The following is a 19008-nucleotide window of genomic DNA, read 5'->3' as shown; positions in this document are numbered from 1 at the left end:
TCATGCGCACCTGGTCGTCATGCACCTGGTCGCCATAAATGGCGACCCTACGTTAGGTTTGCGGAATTATTTTTATATCCACCATGCCGATCCCCAGTTTGCGCGGATCCTGACCGATGATATTGCCGACATTCGACTCCTGCGGCTCCGGTGGCGCAATAATCAAATTATGGCTGCCGGTTGGATTGGTGAAATGCAGCGTGGTGGTGGAGAACTCATCTCCCAAATTCAGTTGCTGCTCTTGATCGCCAACGCGCACAGGAATTGGACGATGCGCATTCGGACCGAACGCCCGCGCGGTGATCACCACATCGAAGCGTTCAGGCAGCGGATCGGTGTACTCAATATTCACTTCCGGTGCCAGATTGGCATTCGACCAGCGTCCCCACTCTTCCGGACGTGATATCCCTTTAAAACTCTTCACGCTGTTTGGCGCGCCGGGCACCGTTAACAGGAAGCTGTCGGCGTTGTAGCGAATCGCATTGTCTTCGATGCGTATTTGCTGCTCGTTGAGCTGGAAGGTTGCCGCATTGACTTCTGCTTTCGGGAAGCTGACTTTACCTTTCCACTGCGGTTTATCGATGCGGGTTACGCTGGGTTTGGCGCCCATTTGTCCCATCGACACGCACAAATCGTTCGACAGCGCTAACTCTGGCTGCCACAGGCGCGCCATCTTAAAGCAGCGATCCACCCAAACGAACTTGTCGGCGGCAGCAAAACTCGCCAGCTGATAACGCAGCGGTTCGGAGTATTCCCCTTCCGGCAGCGGTTCGACATGTTTGTCGGAGACGCGAAACAGAATCGGTAATTTGAAGGTCGCGCCAGAGAAGCTGAAAGTGTTTTTCTGTTGATCGACAGTGAAGCTGTCCATCTTGCTGGGGAAATTCCACAGCTGAATAATGTCCGCTTTCCACGATGTGACGCGCTTTGCCATGTCGTCGAACTCGGTGGACAGCGATTTCGAAGAGAGACCGCTGCGACCGAGTCCAATCGCGTTATCCCCGCCGAGAATATCCAGCACCGTGGCACCGTTATCCAGCGTGCTGCGTTTGCCATCGAGCACTTCCGCCTGTGGCTGATCGCCACGAATCACCATAAACAGGTCATGGCGCGGCTGCTTGATCAGGTATTGATGCGCGGTGTTGTTCATCGCCAGATGATCGGAAGTCACCACGATGATGGTGTTTTTAAACCACGGTGACGCTTTGATGCGTTCAATCAGACGCGCCACATGCTCCTGCGAACAGGCCACCGCGCTAAAGGATTGATTGGGTTTGCCATCATAGCTGTAGCTTTTGCGCTGGCAGCTGCGCGAGATAAAACCATCCGGATGATGGGTGTCGACGGTGAGCGTGAACAATGCGAAGCGTTTTTGCGCGCGCGACAGCTCCTCGTATTTCTCAAACACCTCGTCCATCACCGTGTCATCGTAGTAGCCCCAGTTATTACGATAGCTGGGATCGACGACGCGACTCTTCAGCTCCTGCGAGCCATACATATTGGCCGCATCAAAGCCATGCGACAGCAGGAAAGTGTCTTTACCGGCGAAGCGTAAATCTGCGCCCTGAATAAACCAGTTCTCGTAGCCAGAGTTCTTCAGGATGTCGCCCAGACAAATGTTCTGGGGATAGAAACTGGAGAGCGAAGCCGAGGCATTGCCATCAAAAGGCGCAAACAGCGGGATGCCACACTGTGAAGCCACCATGCCGGCGATGGTGTAATCGGTGCCGGGCAGCTGTTCGGTTTGGCTGAAATCGATGCTGTTATCTTTTTCCCGGCTGAGTTCCGGGGCCAGACCGGGAAATGCCTGTTGATCGAAATAGGTCCGTTCAAGACTTTCGCCATAAATGTAGACCAGATTGAGCTTGGGCTCAGCGATCACCCTGTTAGGCGTTTTGTAATAGCTTTCGAAATCCGAATCGGCGAGGCGCGAATGTGAGGCGATAAGCTCTTTCACCTGGCGAAACGCAGGCGTGGTTTGTACCGAACCCGCGGCACAGGCAATCGCCAGCAAACTCCAGCCGAGGTGATGCGGCCGCTTACGGCGGCGCAGTAACCACGAAAGCAGGCAAAATAGCGAGAACAGCGCGATGATCAGTCCGATGGCCGGCACCACATATTTGCTCACGCCCGCCCCGGTCAGGCTGTTGGTCAGGGTATACAGCACCGCGTCATTAATGCCATCGCCGGTAAAATAGTTACTGGCGACCAGCGTGACGTTGAGCACGATAAACAGCGTGAGCAGCAGCAGGATCAGACTAAACCAAAATTTATTTCGCCCGGCTTTAGAGGAGTAGACCGCAATCGCAGCCAAAAAGAGTACAACCGAAACCAATTCGGACAACGTTAGATCCTCATGTTGAATGAATACGCAATCCTTGCGCCAACGACCCTCTGCGGGGATTTTGCGTCAATCTATATTGGGTGTCACAAGGCTGCAACACATCCAACCAGATTTGTGCGATGCATTCCGATTCGTTTAAGGCGGGTTAAGGCTGACTGTGGTTTCGCCTGGCAGCAACGGATGCGCTGCTGCCAGTGAGGGCAGAGAAGGGGGATTAGAGTTTTCCAGTGAGGTATTGCGCTTCGCCGTCGGCAAAGCTCCAGTCGCCTTTACTGTTGGTGATAAAACTAATCATCAAATCAGTGCCCTGAACGCCACAATTTTCCAGCAGCTCGCGCGCTAACTCTGCCATAAACAGGCACTTCTGTTCTTCACTTCTCGGGCTGGTATACACGCGCACCATCACCAGATTGTCGGTTCGCTCAAAGCCTAGGCCGGTGTCCTGAAAGACCATCTGATAACCTTTGTTTTCATGAACAATCTGATAACGATCGCGGGCCGGGACTTTAAATGCGGTTAACACCGCGCGATGTGCGGCATCCAGCAATGTGCGTATTTCTGATTCTGAACGGCCCTGAATAACGTCGAATGTCAGTAACGGCATAAATAAACCCTCGTTTTTGCTCACATGAAAAGAGTAGGATGTGGCTCTATGCTGCCGCTTGCTGCCGGAAAGAAAAAGCGCGCTGGTTGAAATGATTATTTATTATTTTGAACAATCGATATGAAAGAAATTAAAACAGATAGCCTTTGGGTCCATTTGCACTGGTTAACCGTGCTGGCTGAGCTCGGCAGTTTTACGCGCGCGGCGGAACGATTAGACGTCAGCAAAGCGGCAATGAGTCAGAAGATTAAAGAGCTGGAAAAGATGGCGGGTGTGGCGTTGGTGCAGCGCACCACGCGCAGCGTGCGGCTGACCTCTGCCGGTGAAAAGCTGGTGGATGAGCTGCGCGATCCCTTTGCGCGTATCGCACAGAGCTTTTTCAGCGTACGTGATGAAGCGGGTCCGGTGCGTGGCATGGTGCGCGTGACGGCGCCGGTGGCGTTTGCGCGTCAGCAGCTGGTGCCGATCATCGGCGATTTCTTGCGCGACTATCCGCAGGTGCGTTTGCAGCTGGACGTCACCGATCGTCTGGTGTCGCTCGGCAGTGAAGGGTTTGATCTGGCGATTCGCCACAGCGATAGCCTGCCGGAAACACATGTTGCGTTGCCGCTGTGTGAAACCCGCGCGCTGCTGGTGGCATCGCCGGCGTATCTGGCGCAGAACGGTTTGCCGGATTCACCGCAGGCGTTGCAGCAGCACAATTGTCTTTATTACCCGCGCGGACTCGAGTCGCCGCAGTGGCGCTTTCGATTAGCGGACGGCGGCAGCGAAACCGTGCAGGTAAAGATTCAGGGTAATTTTGCCACCAACAACAGCGAGTCGATCCGTGATGCTGCATTGCAAGGTTTGGGCATTGCGATGCTGCCGGACTTCAGCGCCAGCGCGGCATTAGCCAGCGGCACGCTGCAGCAGGTGCTGCCGCAGTGGCAAGCGGTGGATGCCTTCGCCGATCGGTTGTGGGTGGTACGCCCGTATGCCGCACAGGTGCCACGGGCGGTGACCACCCTTATCCATTGGTTACGCGCGCGCTTTGTTGATGGGTGAAGCCAGTGCGATCGGCGCAGGCGTTTGCATCATCTGGCCCAATAAACTGCTGCGGTTGTAATGGCCGAGCCGCAGGTTGAAGTCGAGGTGCAGCTGCTCATTGCCGCTGAGTTTAATCACCGGCGGTGGCGTGAGTGGACGCTGGTGAAACAGCACCGCGTGGGCAAACGCCTCGCTCTTCCAGCCGCTTAAACGCTGATAGTAATAGGCGTTAGCCTCGCATTTACGCAGGTAGAGATTCACCCGGCGATGTTCGCGCATGGCGATCTGCTGCGCCAGTGAACCTAATTGCTGCTCCGGCTGCGCAATCTTCTGCGTCAGCAGGGAATAATCATCGCGCTTGGTCAATTCACTGAAGTAATTCTGTTCGCCGAGATGTTTGATCGGCGCGTAATGTTTTTGCCATTCGCGGATAAAGGGATTATTGGCGGTCGCCGCTAGGAACCAGCTCTCAATCACCGGCGCGAGATAGTTGACGGTGGCGTTTTCGTGATAATAACCAATCACATCCATACAACGTTCCTGATGCGCGCGATGCACCCAGGAGAGATCTTCAAATAATAAGGTGCTGCAATCAATGGCAATGCCGCCATAGCGCAACAGCAATTCCAGGCGAATCACTTCGCTTCTTTGCTGGGCGGTTAATTGGGTCGAGGTGAATATAAAATCCGGTAAAACTTCTTTTACCGTTAAACGATTTAATAAATGGATTTCATGGTCGGGATTATCCTGACGAATCTTTTTAATATTTAATGCCAGTGATTTCGGTAAATATTCATTATCCCAATACATCCAGACTTTCTTTGGAATCTCTGGCAGATCTTTTTCGCCAGAAAGTAACACGATATTGTCCTCTTCGCTGGGATCGTATTCCGGCGCACAGAGCGCAGTATGCTGTTTTTTCTGCAGGAAAGTCTGGCTGGTAAACGCGAGTCTTTTCCAGTTATGCCAGAGGGTTAACGCTGGCTGAAGGCGTTTTTTATTCATGATGCACCTGATTATTGTGATTATGGTGGCAAGGCGTCCCTGATCGTGGCGCTGAGCGCTCTTGATTGTCCTTTAGGCTGTGTGTAAAAAAAGTACTCTCCTATGCTTAATAAAACATTCTGTGCGATGCGGCTATCACTTTTTGATCCTTTCAGATAAACCGGAAAATCAAGGATCCGTTAAGCTTTAAATTAACGATAAATAATCGCGTAAATTGTTGGTTATTCTATTTTCTCCCATTAAGACTATTCCTAATAAAATAATCAGAGCGTGGCGTAAGTCGCGGGTGAGATTAAAAAGTGCGCGTGAGATCACTTGTTAACCTGGCTGCATTTTTCGCTGGTCTGCCGGGAAAATCCCACCCTGAGTGAGGGTTAGCTACGCTTAAAGCAGGTGATCAACAAAAGGAGACACTATGCAGCGACACAACCGTGGATTATTGGCGGTCGATAAGCAGGGCAATCGCGTGCTGTTTCTCAATCCCGAAACCTTTGCCGTTGAGCAAGAGTTAAATGCTTTTCCGCCGCGTCCACACGAGCTTCTGATGCTGCCACAGCTGGAAAAAGCTTACGTGCCCATCTACGGCGACGGCATTCACGGCGACAATCCGCATCCTGGCCATAAAGTGGCGATCATCGATCTGCGCCGGCGGCAGATCAGCGGTTTTATCGATCTGTCGCCGTTGAAAGCGCCGCACAGCGGCCAGTTAGGACGTGACGGTAAAGTTTATCTCTGCTGTGAAAACAGCGCGGTGGTGGCAGTGATTGATCCGGTTAGCGATCGCGTGGAGAAAACCATTCAACTGCCTTCGCACAATGCGCACCGACTCACTTTATCGCCCAGCGGTCGCAAGCTGTTTACCGAAAATGAAGAGGACGCCAGCATTACCGTGGTGGATCTGTGTGAGGCGGAAGGGCGGATTATCGACAACATCCTGATGCCAGGCCCGATTTCCGGTATCGCCGCCTCACCTAAACATCCTTATCTGGTGGCGAGCGCCGCCGATGCGCCGCTGCTGTATGTGGTGGATCGGCAAAGTCATCGCATCCGCCAGCGCCTGACATTGCCGGGCCATCAGCAACCTTGTCAGGTAGTGCGCTTTAGTGCCAACGGTGAGCGGCTGGTGGCGATTGGCGATCAGGAGCCGGTGGTAACGTTGTTTGACGATCTGCTCAATCCGCTCGGCGATATTCAGGTTGGCAATAAGCCGATGGATGGCTGCTTCAGTGAGGATAATCGCAGCTTGCTGATTGCGAATGAGGGCGACGGTTCGCTCAGCGTGATTGATTTGCAGCAGATGAAGGTGATTGCCACGCCGCAGGCCGGTACCGGTTGTGAGGTGCTGAGCTACTTCCAACTTAAATGAATGGACGATGATAAATCGCACTGCTCCAGTGGCGGCTGCTGGCATGTTTTTCGGCCTGCCAGCCGCGCTTGCGTAACTCACGCGCAATCAGCTTGTTCATGATGCCGTGACCAACCAATAACACCGTGCCTTGCTGCGACAGCGTCACCAGTTTATCTGCCGCCAGATGGGCGCGTTGACGCGCATGCTGCACCGATTCGACATGGCCGCTATAGCCGCACAGCCATAACAGGCGTAATAGCGCCAGCCAGACGTTGAGCGGCAGATGCAGGCGCTCAAACGGCAACGTCGGTATCGCGACTTCGCTAAAAACCTCATCCACCGCGTGCGGCTGCAAACCCAGACGCGTTAACGACGAACGGGCTCGCGGCAGCGGGCTGGTGGCGATCACACTCGCGAGTCGCGCAATGGTCTGACTGCGTGGCGGCGGGGAGTCGCAAATATCAGCCTGATCGTAACCTTCACACCAGTCGGCTAATGCCCGCGCTGAGAAGCGCCCATTGACCGGATGATCGGGTTTACCGTGTCGCATAAGAATAATGGTCATAGCGCTCCTGAGTGATATTGCTCCAGTGTAATGCAGACGTTAAGTAAGTCGCGCATCCATGACGGGATTTAAGAGTATTGCCTGTTTGTCATTAAACCTTAACTGAACTGTGCGAAAAACAGCGCGATGAAGAGTTAGCCTGCGCCGTTAAATGGTAAGCAATAATCGTCAATCAAGCTTCAATAAGACAATTCTTGCGCCATGCATTAGATGTAATGTCATGATTTGACGCCATTTTTGACTTGTTTTCATGAGTTATAGTGAAGTTTATCTAATAAATTTCTCTATTATCACTTGATTTATCTACGCGCGTAGATAGACTATCTCCATAGTGATAACTCACGGTGCCAGAGACGAAGTTGGCCTTGAGATGACCCAGTTACATTTGCCTCACTAATGCGATCGATGAAAATTACATCGGCGGGAACAGGCGAAGAAGCGGATTCCAACACCAGGGAATTCATTACTGATTTTTCATCCAGGTTTGCCTACTGAACGTCGCCACCGGGGAGTTCCGCTTGTTGCAAGGGAACTGACCCACGGAAGGGCGTTTGCTGTTTTTACCTCTTTCAGGGAATGGGTTATGACGGTTTCGCAACAAAGCTCACTAACATCCTCCTCAGCTGCCGATGCGCGGCTTGAAACATCCTCCGGCCGTAAAGATTTCTGGCGCGCCACGTTCTCCTGCTGGCTTGGCACCGCGATGGAATATGCGGATTTTGCGCTCTATGGCCTCGCCGCCGGCATTATCTTTGGTGACGTCTTCTTCCCCGAAGCCACACCGGCTATCGCTTTGCTCTCGAGTTTTGCCACCTGGTCGGTTGGCTTTATTGCTCGCCCGATTGGTGCCTTGCTATTCGGCTGGATCGGCGATCGCAAGGGCCGCAAAACGGTAATGATCTCGACCATCATTCTGATGGGCGCCTCCACAACACTCATTGGTTTGATTCCTTCCTATGCCAGCATTGGCGTCTGGGCTCCCGCATGTCTGGTGCTGCTGCGCTTTACCCAAGGTTTGGGGGCGGGCGCTGAGTTGTCCGGCGGTACGGTGATGCTGGGCGAATATGCACCGGTTGAACGTCGTGGGTTGGTTTCGTCGGTGATTGCGCTGGGCTCAAACAGCGGCACGCTGATTGCGTCGCTGGTATGGCTGGCGGTGATCCAGATGGACAAAGAGAGTTTGCTGGCGTGGGGCTGGCGTATTCCGTTCCTCAGCAGCGTGCTGATTGCGGTGGTAGCGTTGTGGATTCGTCGCAATCTGCGTGAAACGCCGGTGTTTGAACGCCAGCAGGCGGAATTGCAGGCCGAACGTAACGCCACGCTGGCACAGGCGAAAGAAGAAGTGGATACGCGCAGCTTCTGGCGCCGCACTCGCGCCTTCTGGACCATGGTCGGTTTACGCATCGGCGAAAACGGCCCTTCTTATCTGGCGCAGGGCTTCATTGTCGGTTACGTCGCCAAAGTGCTGATGCTCGACAAATCGGTGCCCACCACGGCGGTGTTCATCGCGTCCTTACTTGGTTTCCTGATCATTCCGTTTGCCGGCTGGCTGTCGGATCGCTTTGGTCGCCGCATTACTTATCGCTGCTTCTGCTTATTGCTGATGTTCTACGCCTGGCCTGCCTTTAATCTGATGGACAGCCGCGATCCGGCGATTGTGATGGCGGTAATTGTGGTCGGTATGGCGCTGGCATCGCTGGGTATTTTCGGCGTGCAAGCGGCGTGGGGCGTCGAGATGTTTGGCGTGAAGCGTCGTTACACCAAGATGGCGGTAGCGAAAGAGCTGGGGTCTATCCTTTCAGGAGGCACCGCGCCATTAGTGGCGGCGGCGCTGCTGTCGTTTACCGGACACTGGTGGCCGATTGCGGTTTACTTCACGGCGATGGCCAGCATCGGTTTTCTCACCACTTTCGTGGCGCCGGAAACGCGCGGGCGCGATCTCAATCTGCCGGAAGATGCCATCTGACCAGCAGGATCGCGTAAACCATCATCACCATTGGCCGGAGATTCCGGTCAATGGCATTTACGCAGGGGCAAAGGAATGGCGAAATCTCCAACCGGAAACGTAACGCGCACGGACGTGGCAAAAATCGCCGGCACCTCGGTGGCGGTGGTCAGTTATGTGATCAATAACGGCCCGCGACCGGTGGCAGAAGCTACGCGTCAGCGCGTGCTGGAAGCGATCAAACAGACCGGCTATCGCCCCAATGCGGTGGCGCGCGCGCTGGCTTCTGGCAGCACCAAAACCTTTGGTTTGGTGGTGCCGAACATCGGTAATCCCTTTGTTGCTTCGATGGCGCACATGCTGTTGCAGGAGTCGATGAATCACGGCCACGTCATGTTGTTGGGTGATGCCGGTGACGATCGCAAACGCGAGCTGGAGATTATTCAGGGCCTGTTAAATCGTCAGGTTGATGGCCTGTTTTACAATAGCGTCGATCGCCATCCCTATATTGATGTGATTCAGGCCAGCGGTACGCCGCTGGTGATGCTGGATCGCATTGAGCCGCGTCCGGGCGTCAGCATGCTGCGCGTCAATGAGCGCGAAGCGGCGTGTCAGGTGACTGCGCATCTGCTCAGTCACGGCTATCAGCAGGTGGGCATGATCAGCGGTCCACTGGACATGCTTAACGCGCAGGATCGTATTCAGGGCTGGCGCGATGCGCTGGCGCAGAAAGGATTGTTGGCGGATGAGGCGATGATTTTCCCGGCCAGCTATACGCGCCAGGGCGGTTATGACGCCGCGCAGCGCATGGTGGCCAGCGGTCGTGTGCCGCGCGCACTGTTTACCAGTAATGAAGGCCAGGCGATTGGCTGCATTCGTGCGCTGTCGGAACATGGACTGCGGGTGCCGCAGGATGTCGCGCTGGTGTGTTTTAACGGTACCGATCAGTCGGCGTTTCATGTGCCGACGCTCACCACCGTCCGTCAGCCGCTGCGTGATATGGCGCGCAGTGCGATTGCCATGCTCAAAAATTGGGATGGCGACGCGAAGCTGGCGGAGTTCCCTCACCACTTAGAAATCGGTGAGTCCTGTGGCTGCCAGCTTACTCAACAACAATAAAACTATAACACTATGAAAAGATTGATTATCGATTGTGATCCGGGAAACGGTATAGCGGGCGCCAACACCGACGACGGCCTTGCGCTGGCGTTGGCATTGGCTTCGAAGTCGCTGTCGCTGGAACTAATTACCACCGTCACCGGCAACACGCCGAGCGCGGTCGGTGCGCAGGTCGCCAAAGATCTGCTGCAGCGATTGGGACGCAACATTCCGGTGGTGCAGGGCGCGTTGCAGGCGCTGCGCGAAGATCCTGCGCCGTGGCGTGCGCGTCTTGACCACGTTGCCGATGAAAAGCTTGGTGAACTGTGGCGCGGCGTGCGGCAGCCGCAGCGCATTCCGGCGGATGGGCATGACGCGGCTGGCGTAATGGGCCAACTGATTTGTGACAATCCAGGCGAGTTTACGCTGGTGGCGATTGGTCCGCTGACTAACGTGGCGCTGGCGCTGCAGCGTTATCCGGCCATGGCGGAATCGGTGGCAGAGATTGTGATTATGGGCGGCGTGTTCGCGCTGGATGATTACATCAAAGACACCAATTTTGGCCTCGATCCGGAAGCGGCGCATCAGGTACTGCACAGCGGCGCGACCATCACGTTGGTACCGATGGACGCCACCACGCAAACCTTGATGACGCAGCAGGATCTCACGCGGCTTACCGCCAACGATCATCCGTTGCCACAGTTTGTGCGCGAGACGTTACGTCCGTGGATCGATTATTCGATTCGCACCCGCCATTTGCCCGGCTGCTGGATTCATGATGCGCTGGTGGTGGCGTGGTTGCTGAATCAGCGTGTCGCCGACGGCGTGGATTATCATGTGGATATTGAGCTGCGTCCTGGCGCCACGCGTGGCAAAAGCTGGCGTTATCGCACGCCGCTGCGTTTGGATATCGGCGTGCCGCCGCAGACCGGCGCGTTGGTGCATGTGATTCAAACCGTCAATAACGCGCTGCTGCTGGAGATGATCGAAAAGGCGTTTAATCAGTTGTAAGTCGGCATTTGTGACGGCCTGGTGCGCATAAATGCGCACCCTACAAAATCGCCGTAGGGTCGCCATTCATGGCGACCTATTCCCCCAGACTCGAATGACACGCTTTTTTACACCGCGAATCACTCGCTGACAATTCCCGCCACAGCCCACCTTTCTGACATGCTATATACAAATAGTTAACATAATAGTAACCCGTGAAATTATTCGCGCGGTAACTTCTACAATAAATCCGGCCAACGATCCGGAAGCTAATCAGACAGGATAACAACATGTTCAACTGGACTGCGACCCAGCGCAACGTGGCTTTTGCCAGTTTCGCGAGCTGGACGCTGGATGCGTTCGACTTCTTCATCTTAGTGTTTGTCCTCAGCGATCTTGCCCAGTATTTCCATACCAGCGTCTCCGATGTTTCCCTCGCCATCATGCTCACGCTCGCCGTGCGACCGATCGGCGCGCTGCTGTTTGGTCGGCTGGCGGAGAAGTATGGCCGCCGACCGATTCTGATGCTCAATATCGTGATGTTCTCGGCGTTTGAACTGCTGTCGGCATGGTCGCCCACCTTCACGGCGTTCCTTGGTTTCCGCGTGATTTACGGCGTGGCGATGGGCGGCATTTGGGGCGTGGCGTCGTCGCTGGCGCTGGAAACCATTCCGGATCGCTCGCGCGGCTTGATGTCCGGCATCTTCCAGGCCGGTTATCCATGCGGCTATCTGCTGGCGTCGGTGATTTTTGGTTTGTTCTTCGAAACGGTCGGCTGGCGCGGCATGTTCCTGATTGGCGCGTTGCCGATTCTGCTGCTGCCGTTTATCTACTTTAAAGTGCCAGAATCGCCGGTGTGGCTGGCGGCGCGCGAGCGTAAAGAGAGCAATGCGCTGCTGCCGATTATCCGCCAGCACTGGAAAATCTGTATATATATGGTGCTGCTGATGGCCTGCTTTAACTTCTTCAGCCACGGTACGCAGGATCTCTATCCCACCTTCCTGAAAGTGCAGCATCAGTTTGATCCGCACACCGTCAGCATTATTGCTATCAGCTACAACATCGCGGCGATGCTGGGCGGCATCACCTTTGGCGCACTCTCCGAGCGCATTGGCCGTAAGCGCGCGATTATTCTGGCGTCATTCCTCGCGCTGCCGGTGCTGCCGCTGTGGGCCTTCTCCAGCGGTTCATGGATGATCGGTATCGGCGCGTTTCTGATGCAGTTTATGGTGCAGGGCGCGTGGGGTGTGGTGCCGACCTATCTCACCGAACTGGTGCCCGCCAACGCGCGTGCGGTGCTGCCGGGCTTTGTCTATCAACTGGGGAATTTAATTGCCTCAGTGAATGCGACGGTGCAGTCGCGTATTGCCGAGGCACACGGCGGCAATTATGGTTTGGGGATGGCGATTGTCGCCGGAACGGTGGCGGTGCTGATTTGCGTGTTGGTGGCTTTTGGTCGGGAGACGCGCGGCATCGAAATCTCCGGTGCTGCCGCGCGCGAGTCGCGTTAAAGCGCCTCGCAGACGTCAACCCATTTCGCCGCAGTGAGTTCTGCCATGCGCTGCGGCGAAATGCGTACCGCGCTATGAATCGATCCTGCTGCTGGCAGCACTTCGTCAAAGCTGCGCAGCGACACATCGCAATAAATGGTCAGCGGATTTTCCAGCCCGAACGGACAGACGCCGCCGACCGGATGCCCGGTCCAGTTCACCACTTCATCCACGCTTAACATGCGCGCCTTGGCGCCGAGCGCAGCTTTCAGCTTGCGGTTGTCGAGACGCGCATCGCCGCGCGTGACGATCAGCACGATGGCATCCTTCACTTTCAGCGACAGGGTTTTGGCGATTTGCCCAGGCTGAACGCCATGAACGCGTGCGGCCAGCTCAACGGTGGCGGTGCTTTCCGGCATCTCGATGATGTCGATATCCGGTGCATGTTCGGCAAAGAAGTGCCGTACCGACTCCAGGCTCATTGTTATCTCCGGTAAAAACAGAGCCAAAAAAATGCCACAAGCCTGGAAAAGTGTAAACGGGAGAAAAGGAGAATCTGTAACAGAATGCGCGGGTGCTACACCGCTTTTAACGTGCAGTTACCACAACGTTCTATATCGGGGATGCGATAGCGCTGGCAGCAGCTGCGTCGCTCCATTTCACCATTGCGCGGGATCATGGTGCGATACAGCGGGTTATCGCTGCCATCGAGCAGTGACTGAGTGAAAAATAGCGCCTGCTCTAACTGCAAAATCGTCTCTTCCGGCAGCTGGTTTTTCAGCTCACCGAGGAACCAGTAAAACGAAAAGCCCATGTTGTTCCAGATGAGCTTCGCATTGATATCACCGTGCTGCGTCATGCCATTCACTGCCGGAATCAGGCATTGCTGAATCAGGCGATCGATACGCTGCTGGGCATTGAGGTAGCGCGCATCCTCATCTTCCTGCACATCCAGCCAGAAAGCGCACGGATGGCCGTTTTCGTGGAACTCAACGTGAATCAGATGGGGCGAGCAGTTCAGCGCGCGCGGTTCCTGCAATAACGCCATCATCAGCGGTGGCAGCAGCAGACCAAAATACCATTGCGCCCACAGCGACTGCAGCGGCTTAGCTTCCTGCTGCACATTGGGATGGTCGCGATAGAGATAGTCGCTGTAGCGCTGCGTCAGGCGGCGATAGTGAAGCGGATTTGACCACTCGGCCAGCGTTAACGTCCCCGCGGGTGCCGGTTGGCCGAGCTTGAGGTTGTCCAGCATGTAGCTACGTTGTTCGCGCATCAGATCTTCCAGCGCGCTCGCTAAACTGCGATCGCTCTGCATAAAGATCAGGGGATGCTCGCTAAAGCGATGATCCTGACGCGTGATGATAGCCATGCGGGTCCTGAGTGATAACGGGAATCGAGAGACAAATGATAATCGTTCCCGTCGCTTTGAACAACATTTCTGCACATGCGGCAAAGCTTGACGAGGTCTGCGTAGGGTCGCCATTCATGGCGACCAGCAAAACCTTACGCCAGGTTGTCACTCGCCTGCGTCAATTTCGGCAAATCTTCCCACGCTAAAATGGTGTTACGTCCCTGATTTTTCGCCACATACAGCGCGCGATCGGCATTGGCCACCGCCTGATCAAAATCCTCATCGAAGATGGGCGCAATCCCCGCGCTGATGGTGACGTGCGTCGACACTTTCTCATTGAAGCGATGCGGAATTTCCAAATCCACCACGTACTGACGAATGCGCTCAGCCAGTTTCATCGCAATTGAGGCGTTCACGTTGGTCATCAGCACCAGAAACTCTTCGCCGCCGTAACGCGTCACCACATCGCGCGAGCGTACCGCATCGCGGATCGCCACGGACACGCGCGCCAGCGCCTGATCGCCCATCGCATGGCCGTAATTGTCGTTGTAGGCTTTGAAGTGATCGATATCCAGCAGCAGCACAAAGTGGCTGCCCGCGTGGTTTTCCATAATGGTATCAAGACGATTCTTCAATCCACGGCGGTTGTACAAGCCAGTAAGCGGATCGAGCATGCTCAAATCGCTGAAGCTCTCTTTTTCCTCATACAGCTGGCTCACCAGCCGACGGGTGAAGGTATCAAAGCGGCGACGCATTAAATGGTGCAGTGAAAAGCCGATTAACGGCAGCGTAATAGTGAATAAGATCATCATTAAATGCTGACCATCATCCAATAACAGCACGGTTAATACCGGCGGCGTGATGTGTAAACAAAATGCGATCAAATAATCACTCAGCGCAATTGCACTGATAAAGAAAACGCTTAACAGGCTGATAATTAAAAAGCTGCCATCAAAATAGTAAACCAGATGATATCTGTGGTTAATATGCCACGCCCACAGCGCACCCAATATAAAAGCCACAGGATTTAATAGCGGTAATTTTTGTTTTGACGCCATTAAACAAATAACCAGCAGCGTGGAGCTGAAGCCCGCCACAACAGCCACCGGCAGCGAGCGGATTGGGCTGTCGCTGCCTAAAATCGGCAGCAGGCAAAAAAGCGAAACGGCGACATTAAGAAACAGAAATAGCATCAGCGACAGCCGATATTTACTCTGTTTCAACTCATCATAAGATTGTAATTTCATTATTATTCTCGTGACAGCCCTGATATATCAAAGCGCTACCCGTAAGTAATAGTTTACCTACCCGGATAGAGAGCACGTTATTGTTGTGTTAGCGATATTGTTATCGGCGGCAATTTAGCATTTTCCAGTAATTCTGTCATCCGGCATGGCTTGCGACAAAAAATTCGCTGCAAGATGAGAAATATTGTCATATGATAATGCGAATATTTATCATCTGAGGGTTGCGCAATGATCATGGCGATAATGGCCGCCTGCGGACTTTGGGGCGTGAGCTGGATAATGGGTAAACGTCTGGATAGCGGCTGGGGCGTGTTATTACCCTGCGCGGCTATGCCGGTTTTCGCGTTATGGGAACCGAGTTTCAGCCAATGGCGGGTGGTGATGATTGTGGCGCTGCTGCTGACCGTGGTGATGCTGTTTCATCATCGCCTGCGTCACTATTTATTGCTGCCGTCTTGTCTGGCATTGGCGGGCGGATTAGCGGCGGTGTCGGTCAATTTCCACGTCATCTGATCAAATCGCAGAAACGACAACATCACGCTGAGAGCGTGAAGTTCGTTGAAAATCTTTTTGGGAATTTACTGCTCGAAAGGAGTGACAACTGTTGGTGCGAAGGGAGGGACTTGAACCCTCACGTCCGTAAGAACACTAACACCTGAAGCTAGCGCGTCTACCAATTCCGCCACCATCGCATCTTAGTTGTCTGTTTATATCGTCGCATTGGTGCGAAGGGAGGGACTTGAACCCTCACGTCCGTAAGAACACTAACACCTGAAGCTAGCGCGTCTACCAATTCCGCCACCATCGCTCAGTGCGCAGATATAAACTGTGTGATTTTAGTTTGGTGCGAAGGGAGGGACTTGAACCCTCACGTCCGTAAGAACACTAACACCTGAAGCTAGCGCGTCTACCAATTCCGCCACCATCGCAAACTAACAACACCCTAAAGTATTGCTAACCACGGAGGCGCATTTTAGAGATTTTACTCATTGCGTCAACACATATTTCGCGACGGCAAAACGATCGCTGTAAAAAGCAACGTTTCTGCCGCCGCGCTTGAATTAACGCGCTTTAGCACCGCGACCGTAGACGGCGCGATAGACTTTGAAGCGTCCGGTTTGCGCCAGCACTTCGTGGTTGCCGAAGGTTTCATCGAGAATTTGCGGATACGGCAGGAAGGCGTTAGCCACGATACGCAGTTCGCCGCCGCTGTTCAGATGCTTAAGCGCACCGCGAATCAGCGTGTTGGCCGCTTCAAGGCTGGTTTGCAGGCCATCGTGGAACGGCGGGTTGGAGATGATCATGTCAAAACGGCCGGTAACGTCAGAGAACACGTTACTGGCAAACACTTCACCTTCCAGTTCATTGGCGGCCAGCGTGGCTTTACTCGCTTCAATCGCAGCAGCGTGCACATCACACAGCCACAAACGTACGCGCGGCGACACTTTCGCCATTACGGTCGCCAGCACGCCGCTGCCACAACCGATATCCAACACTTTGCCACGGAAGTGCGGCGTCAGCGTGGAGAGCAGCAGATCGCTGCCGATATCCAGACCATCGCGGCTGAACACGCCTGGCAAGGTATGGATGGTGAGATCCTCGAGCTGATAGGTATTGCCGTAGCTGCTGGCATCAAAGGTCGGCTGCTTATCGAGACGACCGTGATACAGGCCGCAACGACGCGCGCTGTCGACTTTCTCCAGCGTTGCCCACTCTTCCAGCATGCCTTCGGCGCTGCGCACGCCGCTGCGGTTTTCACCCACCACGAAGATATCGCAGCCAACCGGCAGCAGAGAGAGCAGGTTTTGCAGCTGGTACTGCGCTTCGGGTTTGTTCTTCGACCAGTAATAAACCAGCGTATCGCAGCCTTCAACATCGGCAGCGGTTGCGACCATGCTGTAAACCGCACGTTCACCAAGGCGATGGCTAAGGTTCTGCCAGTGATGATATTGCTGGGTATGCACGCGGCTCGACGCGGTTTCTAGCTGGGCGGGCAGGTCATCCTGCAGGTCGCCAGCAAACAACACGTGGCGGGCGGTAAATTCATCACTGTGGCGCAGAATCACTTCGCTGGCCGGGGTAAAAGCAGACATGGAGCACTCCTGTTAAATCAGAGCGACGATTATATACACGTCATACTTCAAGTTACAGGTGCGTTGGCTGCTCTCGCTCACCCGAATCACTTACCTGAAGTAAGCTCATCGGGCCTCACTCGTTTGCCGCCTTCCTGAAACTCGAATTATTTTGTGTATGGTGCTTTGTTGGCGCATGTTCGATGGGTTTGCTAGCATAGCGTCGCATTCTGGCAGCATAACGGGTAATAGCATGAGCACAAGGCGCGACTGGCTTCTACAGCAAATGGGGATTACGCAGTACCAGCTGCGGCGTCCGCGCGTGCTGCAAGGGGAAATTGCCGTTACGCTTTTGCCCGACACACGTTTGGTTTTGGTGGCCGAACAGGCACCAACGCTACAAGAACCGCTGATTCGCGACGTGCTGCGCGCGCTGAACCTTCAACCCGCGCAGGTGATGGCGTTAACGCCAGACCAGCTGCAAATGCTGCCGGAGCAGGTCGACTGCGCCGGCTGGCTGCTGGGCGTCGAGAGCGAACATCCCTTTAACGGCATTACCTTTAACACCGCCGTTTTCAATGAACTGATCAGCAGCGGCGCCGCAAAACGCGCCCTGTGGCAACAGATGTGTAACCATGACAGCCATCTCTTTAATCACCCCTGAAGACCAGCCGCAGCTGCTGGCGATTGAGCGCCGCGCGCATGCCTTCCCGTGGAGCGAGCAGACGTTTAGCAGCAATCAAGGCGAACGTTTTGTTAATTTCCGCATTGAAGATGAAGGTAAGCTGGCCGGATTCGCCATCACCCAGGTGGTGCTGGATGAAGCGTCGCTGTTCAACATTGCGGTGGATCCCGACTTCCAGCGTCGCGGCCTGGCGCGCCAGCTGTTACAGCATCTGATTGCTGAGCTTGAACAGCGCGACGTCATGACGCTGTGGCTGGAAGTGCGCGCCTCAAATACGCCAGCGATTGCGTTGTATGAGCAGCTGGATTTCCATCAGGTGAGCGTACGCCCCAACTATTATCCCACTGCCAGCGGACGAGAAGATGCCATCATTATGGCGCTAACCCTTTAAGGAGCACCATGCTAAACGATTGGGACTGCATCCTGTTTGATGCAGACGACACGCTTTTCCATTTCGATGCTTATGCCGGTTTACAGCGCATGTTTGCCCGCTATGACGTGCAATTTTCCGCGCAGGATTACACCGATTATCAGGCGATCAACAAGCCGCTGTGGGTCGATTATCAAAACGGCACCATTTCCGCGCTGCAACTGCAAACGCGCCGCTTCACCTTGTGGGGCGAAAAGCTCAGCGTCGCGCCGGAAGTGCTCAACAGCGATTTCCTCAGCGCGATGGCCGATATCTGCCTGCCGCTGGAAGGCGCAGCGCATCTGCTGGAGACGCTGAAAGGCAAGGTGAAGATCGCCATCATCACCAACGGTTTCACCGCACTACAGCAGGCGCGCCTTGAGCGCACCGGTTTCCGCGATGTGTTTGATGCGCTGGTGATTTCTGAAGAAGTTGGCGTACCGAAACCTGACGTGGCGATCTTTGACCATACGCTAGCCTTGCTCGGCAATCCGGATCGTAGCCGCGTGCTGATGGTCGGCGATACGCCGGAATCGGACATTCTCGGCGGCATGAATGCCGGCCTGAAGACTTGCTGGATCGATCATGGCACGCGTCCGTTACCGGATCACATCACGCCAACCTGGCAGGTTAAGACGCTGGCCGAGCTGGAAGCGATTCTGACCAAAGGTTAAAAGTATCTATTCACCGTTACCATCGTGATGATGCTAAGAAGCCCGCTGTGCGGGCTTTTTTGTACAAAAAATCTATTCAAGTATCTATTCAAGTATCTATTCACGAATCTATTCACGAATCTATTCATGAAGGTGCTGAGGAGGAAACGGAG

Annotated in this window: 18 protein-coding genes and 3 tRNA genes; 10 read left to right on the top strand and 11 right to left on the bottom strand. The window is 54.4% G+C overall.

The window, feature by feature from the left end; translation table 11 throughout:
- Nucleotides 1-52 precede the first annotated feature (52 nt).
- Together opgB and FHW71_RS11910 are read right to left on the bottom strand one after the other, a co-directional pair.
- Entirely contained in the window at nt 53-2344 is a 2292-nt protein-coding gene (opgB, locus tag FHW71_RS11915) for a phosphatidylglycerol--membrane-oligosaccharide glycerophosphotransferase (RefSeq protein WP_179451927.1), read from the bottom strand.
- A gap of 214 nt (nt 2345-2558) precedes the next feature.
- Nucleotides 2559-2948, bottom strand: a complete 390-nt coding sequence (locus tag FHW71_RS11910) for a tautomerase family protein (RefSeq protein ID WP_008107739.1) — start codon at nt 2946-2948, stop codon at nt 2559-2561.
- A 120-nt stretch (nt 2949-3068) separates the two neighbouring features.
- Between FHW71_RS11910 and FHW71_RS11905 the strand changes: the two genes are divergently transcribed.
- Complete coding sequence (locus tag FHW71_RS11905) at nt 3069-3992, top strand: LysR family transcriptional regulator (RefSeq protein ID WP_101762199.1); 924 nt, start codon at nt 3069-3071, stop codon at nt 3990-3992.
- Here FHW71_RS11905 and FHW71_RS11900 read toward each other — a convergent pair.
- Complete coding sequence (locus tag FHW71_RS11900; protein WP_008107736.1) at nt 3966-4979, bottom strand: capsular polysaccharide synthesis protein; 1014 nt, start codon at nt 4977-4979, stop codon at nt 3966-3968. The two genes, FHW71_RS11905 and FHW71_RS11900, sit on opposite strands and share 27 nt — an antisense overlap.
- 415 nt (nt 4980-5394) lie before the next feature.
- Between FHW71_RS11900 and FHW71_RS11895 the strand changes: the two genes are divergently transcribed.
- Nucleotides 5395-6345, top strand: coding sequence for a WD40 repeat domain-containing protein (locus FHW71_RS11895; RefSeq protein WP_179451928.1), 951 nt, complete (start codon nt 5395-5397; stop codon nt 6343-6345).
- On the opposite strand, the gene FHW71_RS11890 is transcribed toward FHW71_RS11895, so the two are convergent.
- Nucleotides 6338-6892 (bottom strand): histidine phosphatase family protein, encoded by a 555-nt coding sequence (locus FHW71_RS11890; RefSeq protein ID WP_179451929.1) that lies wholly within the window; start codon nt 6890-6892, stop codon nt 6338-6340. The two genes, FHW71_RS11895 and FHW71_RS11890, sit on opposite strands and share 8 nt — an antisense overlap.
- 583 nt (nt 6893-7475) lie before the next feature.
- Here FHW71_RS11890 and FHW71_RS11885 point away from each other — a divergent pair.
- The 4 genes from FHW71_RS11885 (at nt 7476) to FHW71_RS11870 (ending at nt 12436) form a co-directional block, all read left to right on the top strand.
- On the top strand, nt 7476-8858 hold the full coding sequence (locus tag FHW71_RS11885; RefSeq protein WP_179451930.1) for an MFS transporter: 1383 nt from the start codon (nt 7476-7478) through the stop codon (nt 8856-8858).
- A 75-nt stretch (nt 8859-8933) separates the two neighbouring features.
- Nucleotides 8934-9956 (top strand): LacI family DNA-binding transcriptional regulator, encoded by a 1023-nt coding sequence (locus FHW71_RS11880; protein WP_008107730.1) that lies wholly within the window; start codon nt 8934-8936, stop codon nt 9954-9956.
- Nucleotides 9957-9968: 12 nt separating this feature from the next.
- Complete coding sequence (locus FHW71_RS11875; RefSeq protein ID WP_008107729.1) at nt 9969-10946, top strand: nucleoside hydrolase; 978 nt, start codon at nt 9969-9971, stop codon at nt 10944-10946.
- Between the two features lie 269 nt (nt 10947-11215).
- The gene (locus FHW71_RS11870) at nt 11216-12436 is read left to right on the top strand and encodes an MFS transporter (protein ID WP_008107723.1); all 1221 of its coding nucleotides are present in this window, start codon (nt 11216-11218) and stop codon (nt 12434-12436) included.
- Here the strand turns inward: FHW71_RS11870 and FHW71_RS11865 are convergent.
- The 3 genes from FHW71_RS11865 to FHW71_RS11855 all read right to left on the bottom strand — a co-directional run bounded on the left by FHW71_RS11865 (nt 12433) and on the right by FHW71_RS11855 (nt 15016).
- Nucleotides 12433-12897: a YbaK/EbsC family protein gene (locus FHW71_RS11865; RefSeq protein ID WP_061718187.1), complete on the bottom strand. Its 465-nt coding sequence runs from the start codon at nt 12895-12897 to the stop codon at nt 12433-12435. The two genes, FHW71_RS11870 and FHW71_RS11865, sit on opposite strands and share 4 nt — an antisense overlap.
- 95 nt (nt 12898-12992) lie before the next feature.
- The gene (gene fhuF / locus FHW71_RS11860) at nt 12993-13787 is read right to left on the bottom strand and encodes a siderophore-iron reductase FhuF (protein ID WP_179451931.1); all 795 of its coding nucleotides are present in this window, start codon (nt 13785-13787) and stop codon (nt 12993-12995) included.
- 134 nt (nt 13788-13921) lie between these two features.
- The gene (locus FHW71_RS11855; RefSeq protein WP_008107720.1) at nt 13922-15016 is read right to left on the bottom strand and encodes a diguanylate cyclase; all 1095 of its coding nucleotides are present in this window, start codon (nt 15014-15016) and stop codon (nt 13922-13924) included.
- 228 nt (nt 15017-15244) lie between these two features.
- Here FHW71_RS11855 and FHW71_RS11850 point away from each other — a divergent pair, with 228 nt between their 5' ends.
- Nucleotides 15245-15529: a DUF1435 domain-containing protein gene (locus FHW71_RS11850; RefSeq protein WP_008107719.1), complete on the top strand. Its 285-nt coding sequence runs from the start codon at nt 15245-15247 to the stop codon at nt 15527-15529.
- Between the two features lie 92 nt (nt 15530-15621).
- On the opposite strand, the gene FHW71_RS11845 is transcribed toward FHW71_RS11850, so the two are convergent.
- The 4 genes from FHW71_RS11845 to rsmC all read right to left on the bottom strand — a co-directional run bounded on the left by FHW71_RS11845 (nt 15622) and on the right by rsmC (nt 17109).
- Nucleotides 15622-15708: transfer RNA gene (locus FHW71_RS11845), tRNA-Leu, on the bottom strand.
- Between the two features lie 29 nt (nt 15709-15737).
- Nucleotides 15738-15824, bottom strand: a tRNA-Leu gene (locus FHW71_RS11840).
- Nucleotides 15825-15858: 34 nt separating this feature from the next.
- Nucleotides 15859-15945, bottom strand: a tRNA-Leu gene (locus tag FHW71_RS11835).
- A 132-nt stretch (nt 15946-16077) separates the two neighbouring features.
- The gene (gene rsmC, locus FHW71_RS11830) at nt 16078-17109 is read right to left on the bottom strand and encodes a 16S rRNA (guanine(1207)-N(2))-methyltransferase RsmC (protein ID WP_154193068.1); all 1032 of its coding nucleotides are present in this window, start codon (nt 17107-17109) and stop codon (nt 16078-16080) included.
- A gap of 232 nt (nt 17110-17341) precedes the next feature.
- On the opposite strand from rsmC, the gene FHW71_RS11825 reads away from it, so the two are divergent.
- Genes FHW71_RS11825 through yjjG form a run of 3 tightly spaced genes read left to right on the top strand, consistent with a single transcriptional unit; the run spans nt 17342 to nt 18856 of the window.
- Nucleotides 17342-17752 carry a DNA polymerase III subunit psi gene (locus FHW71_RS11825; RefSeq protein ID WP_179451932.1) on the top strand — a complete coding sequence of 137 codons (411 nt, stop codon included), beginning with the start codon at nt 17342-17344 and terminating at the stop codon, nt 17750-17752.
- Entirely contained in the window at nt 17724-18164 is a 441-nt protein-coding gene (gene rimI / locus FHW71_RS11820; protein ID WP_179451933.1) for a ribosomal protein S18-alanine N-acetyltransferase, read from the top strand. Before FHW71_RS11825 ends, rimI begins: the two co-directional genes overlap by 29 nt.
- Before the next feature lie 8 nt (nt 18165-18172).
- Complete coding sequence (yjjG, locus tag FHW71_RS11815) at nt 18173-18856, top strand: pyrimidine 5'-nucleotidase (RefSeq protein ID WP_154154336.1); 684 nt, start codon at nt 18173-18175, stop codon at nt 18854-18856.
- The last annotated feature ends 152 nt before the right edge of the window (nt 18857-19008 follow it).

Origin of the sequence: Enterobacter sp. Sphag1F (assembly GCF_014193275.1) — a bacterium.
Taxonomy (GTDB): Bacteria; Pseudomonadota; Gammaproteobacteria; order Enterobacterales; family Enterobacteriaceae; genus Pantoea; species Pantoea symbiotica.
Note: the sequence above shows the minus strand (reverse complement) of the source record. Positions and strands in the feature narration are given on the sequence as shown.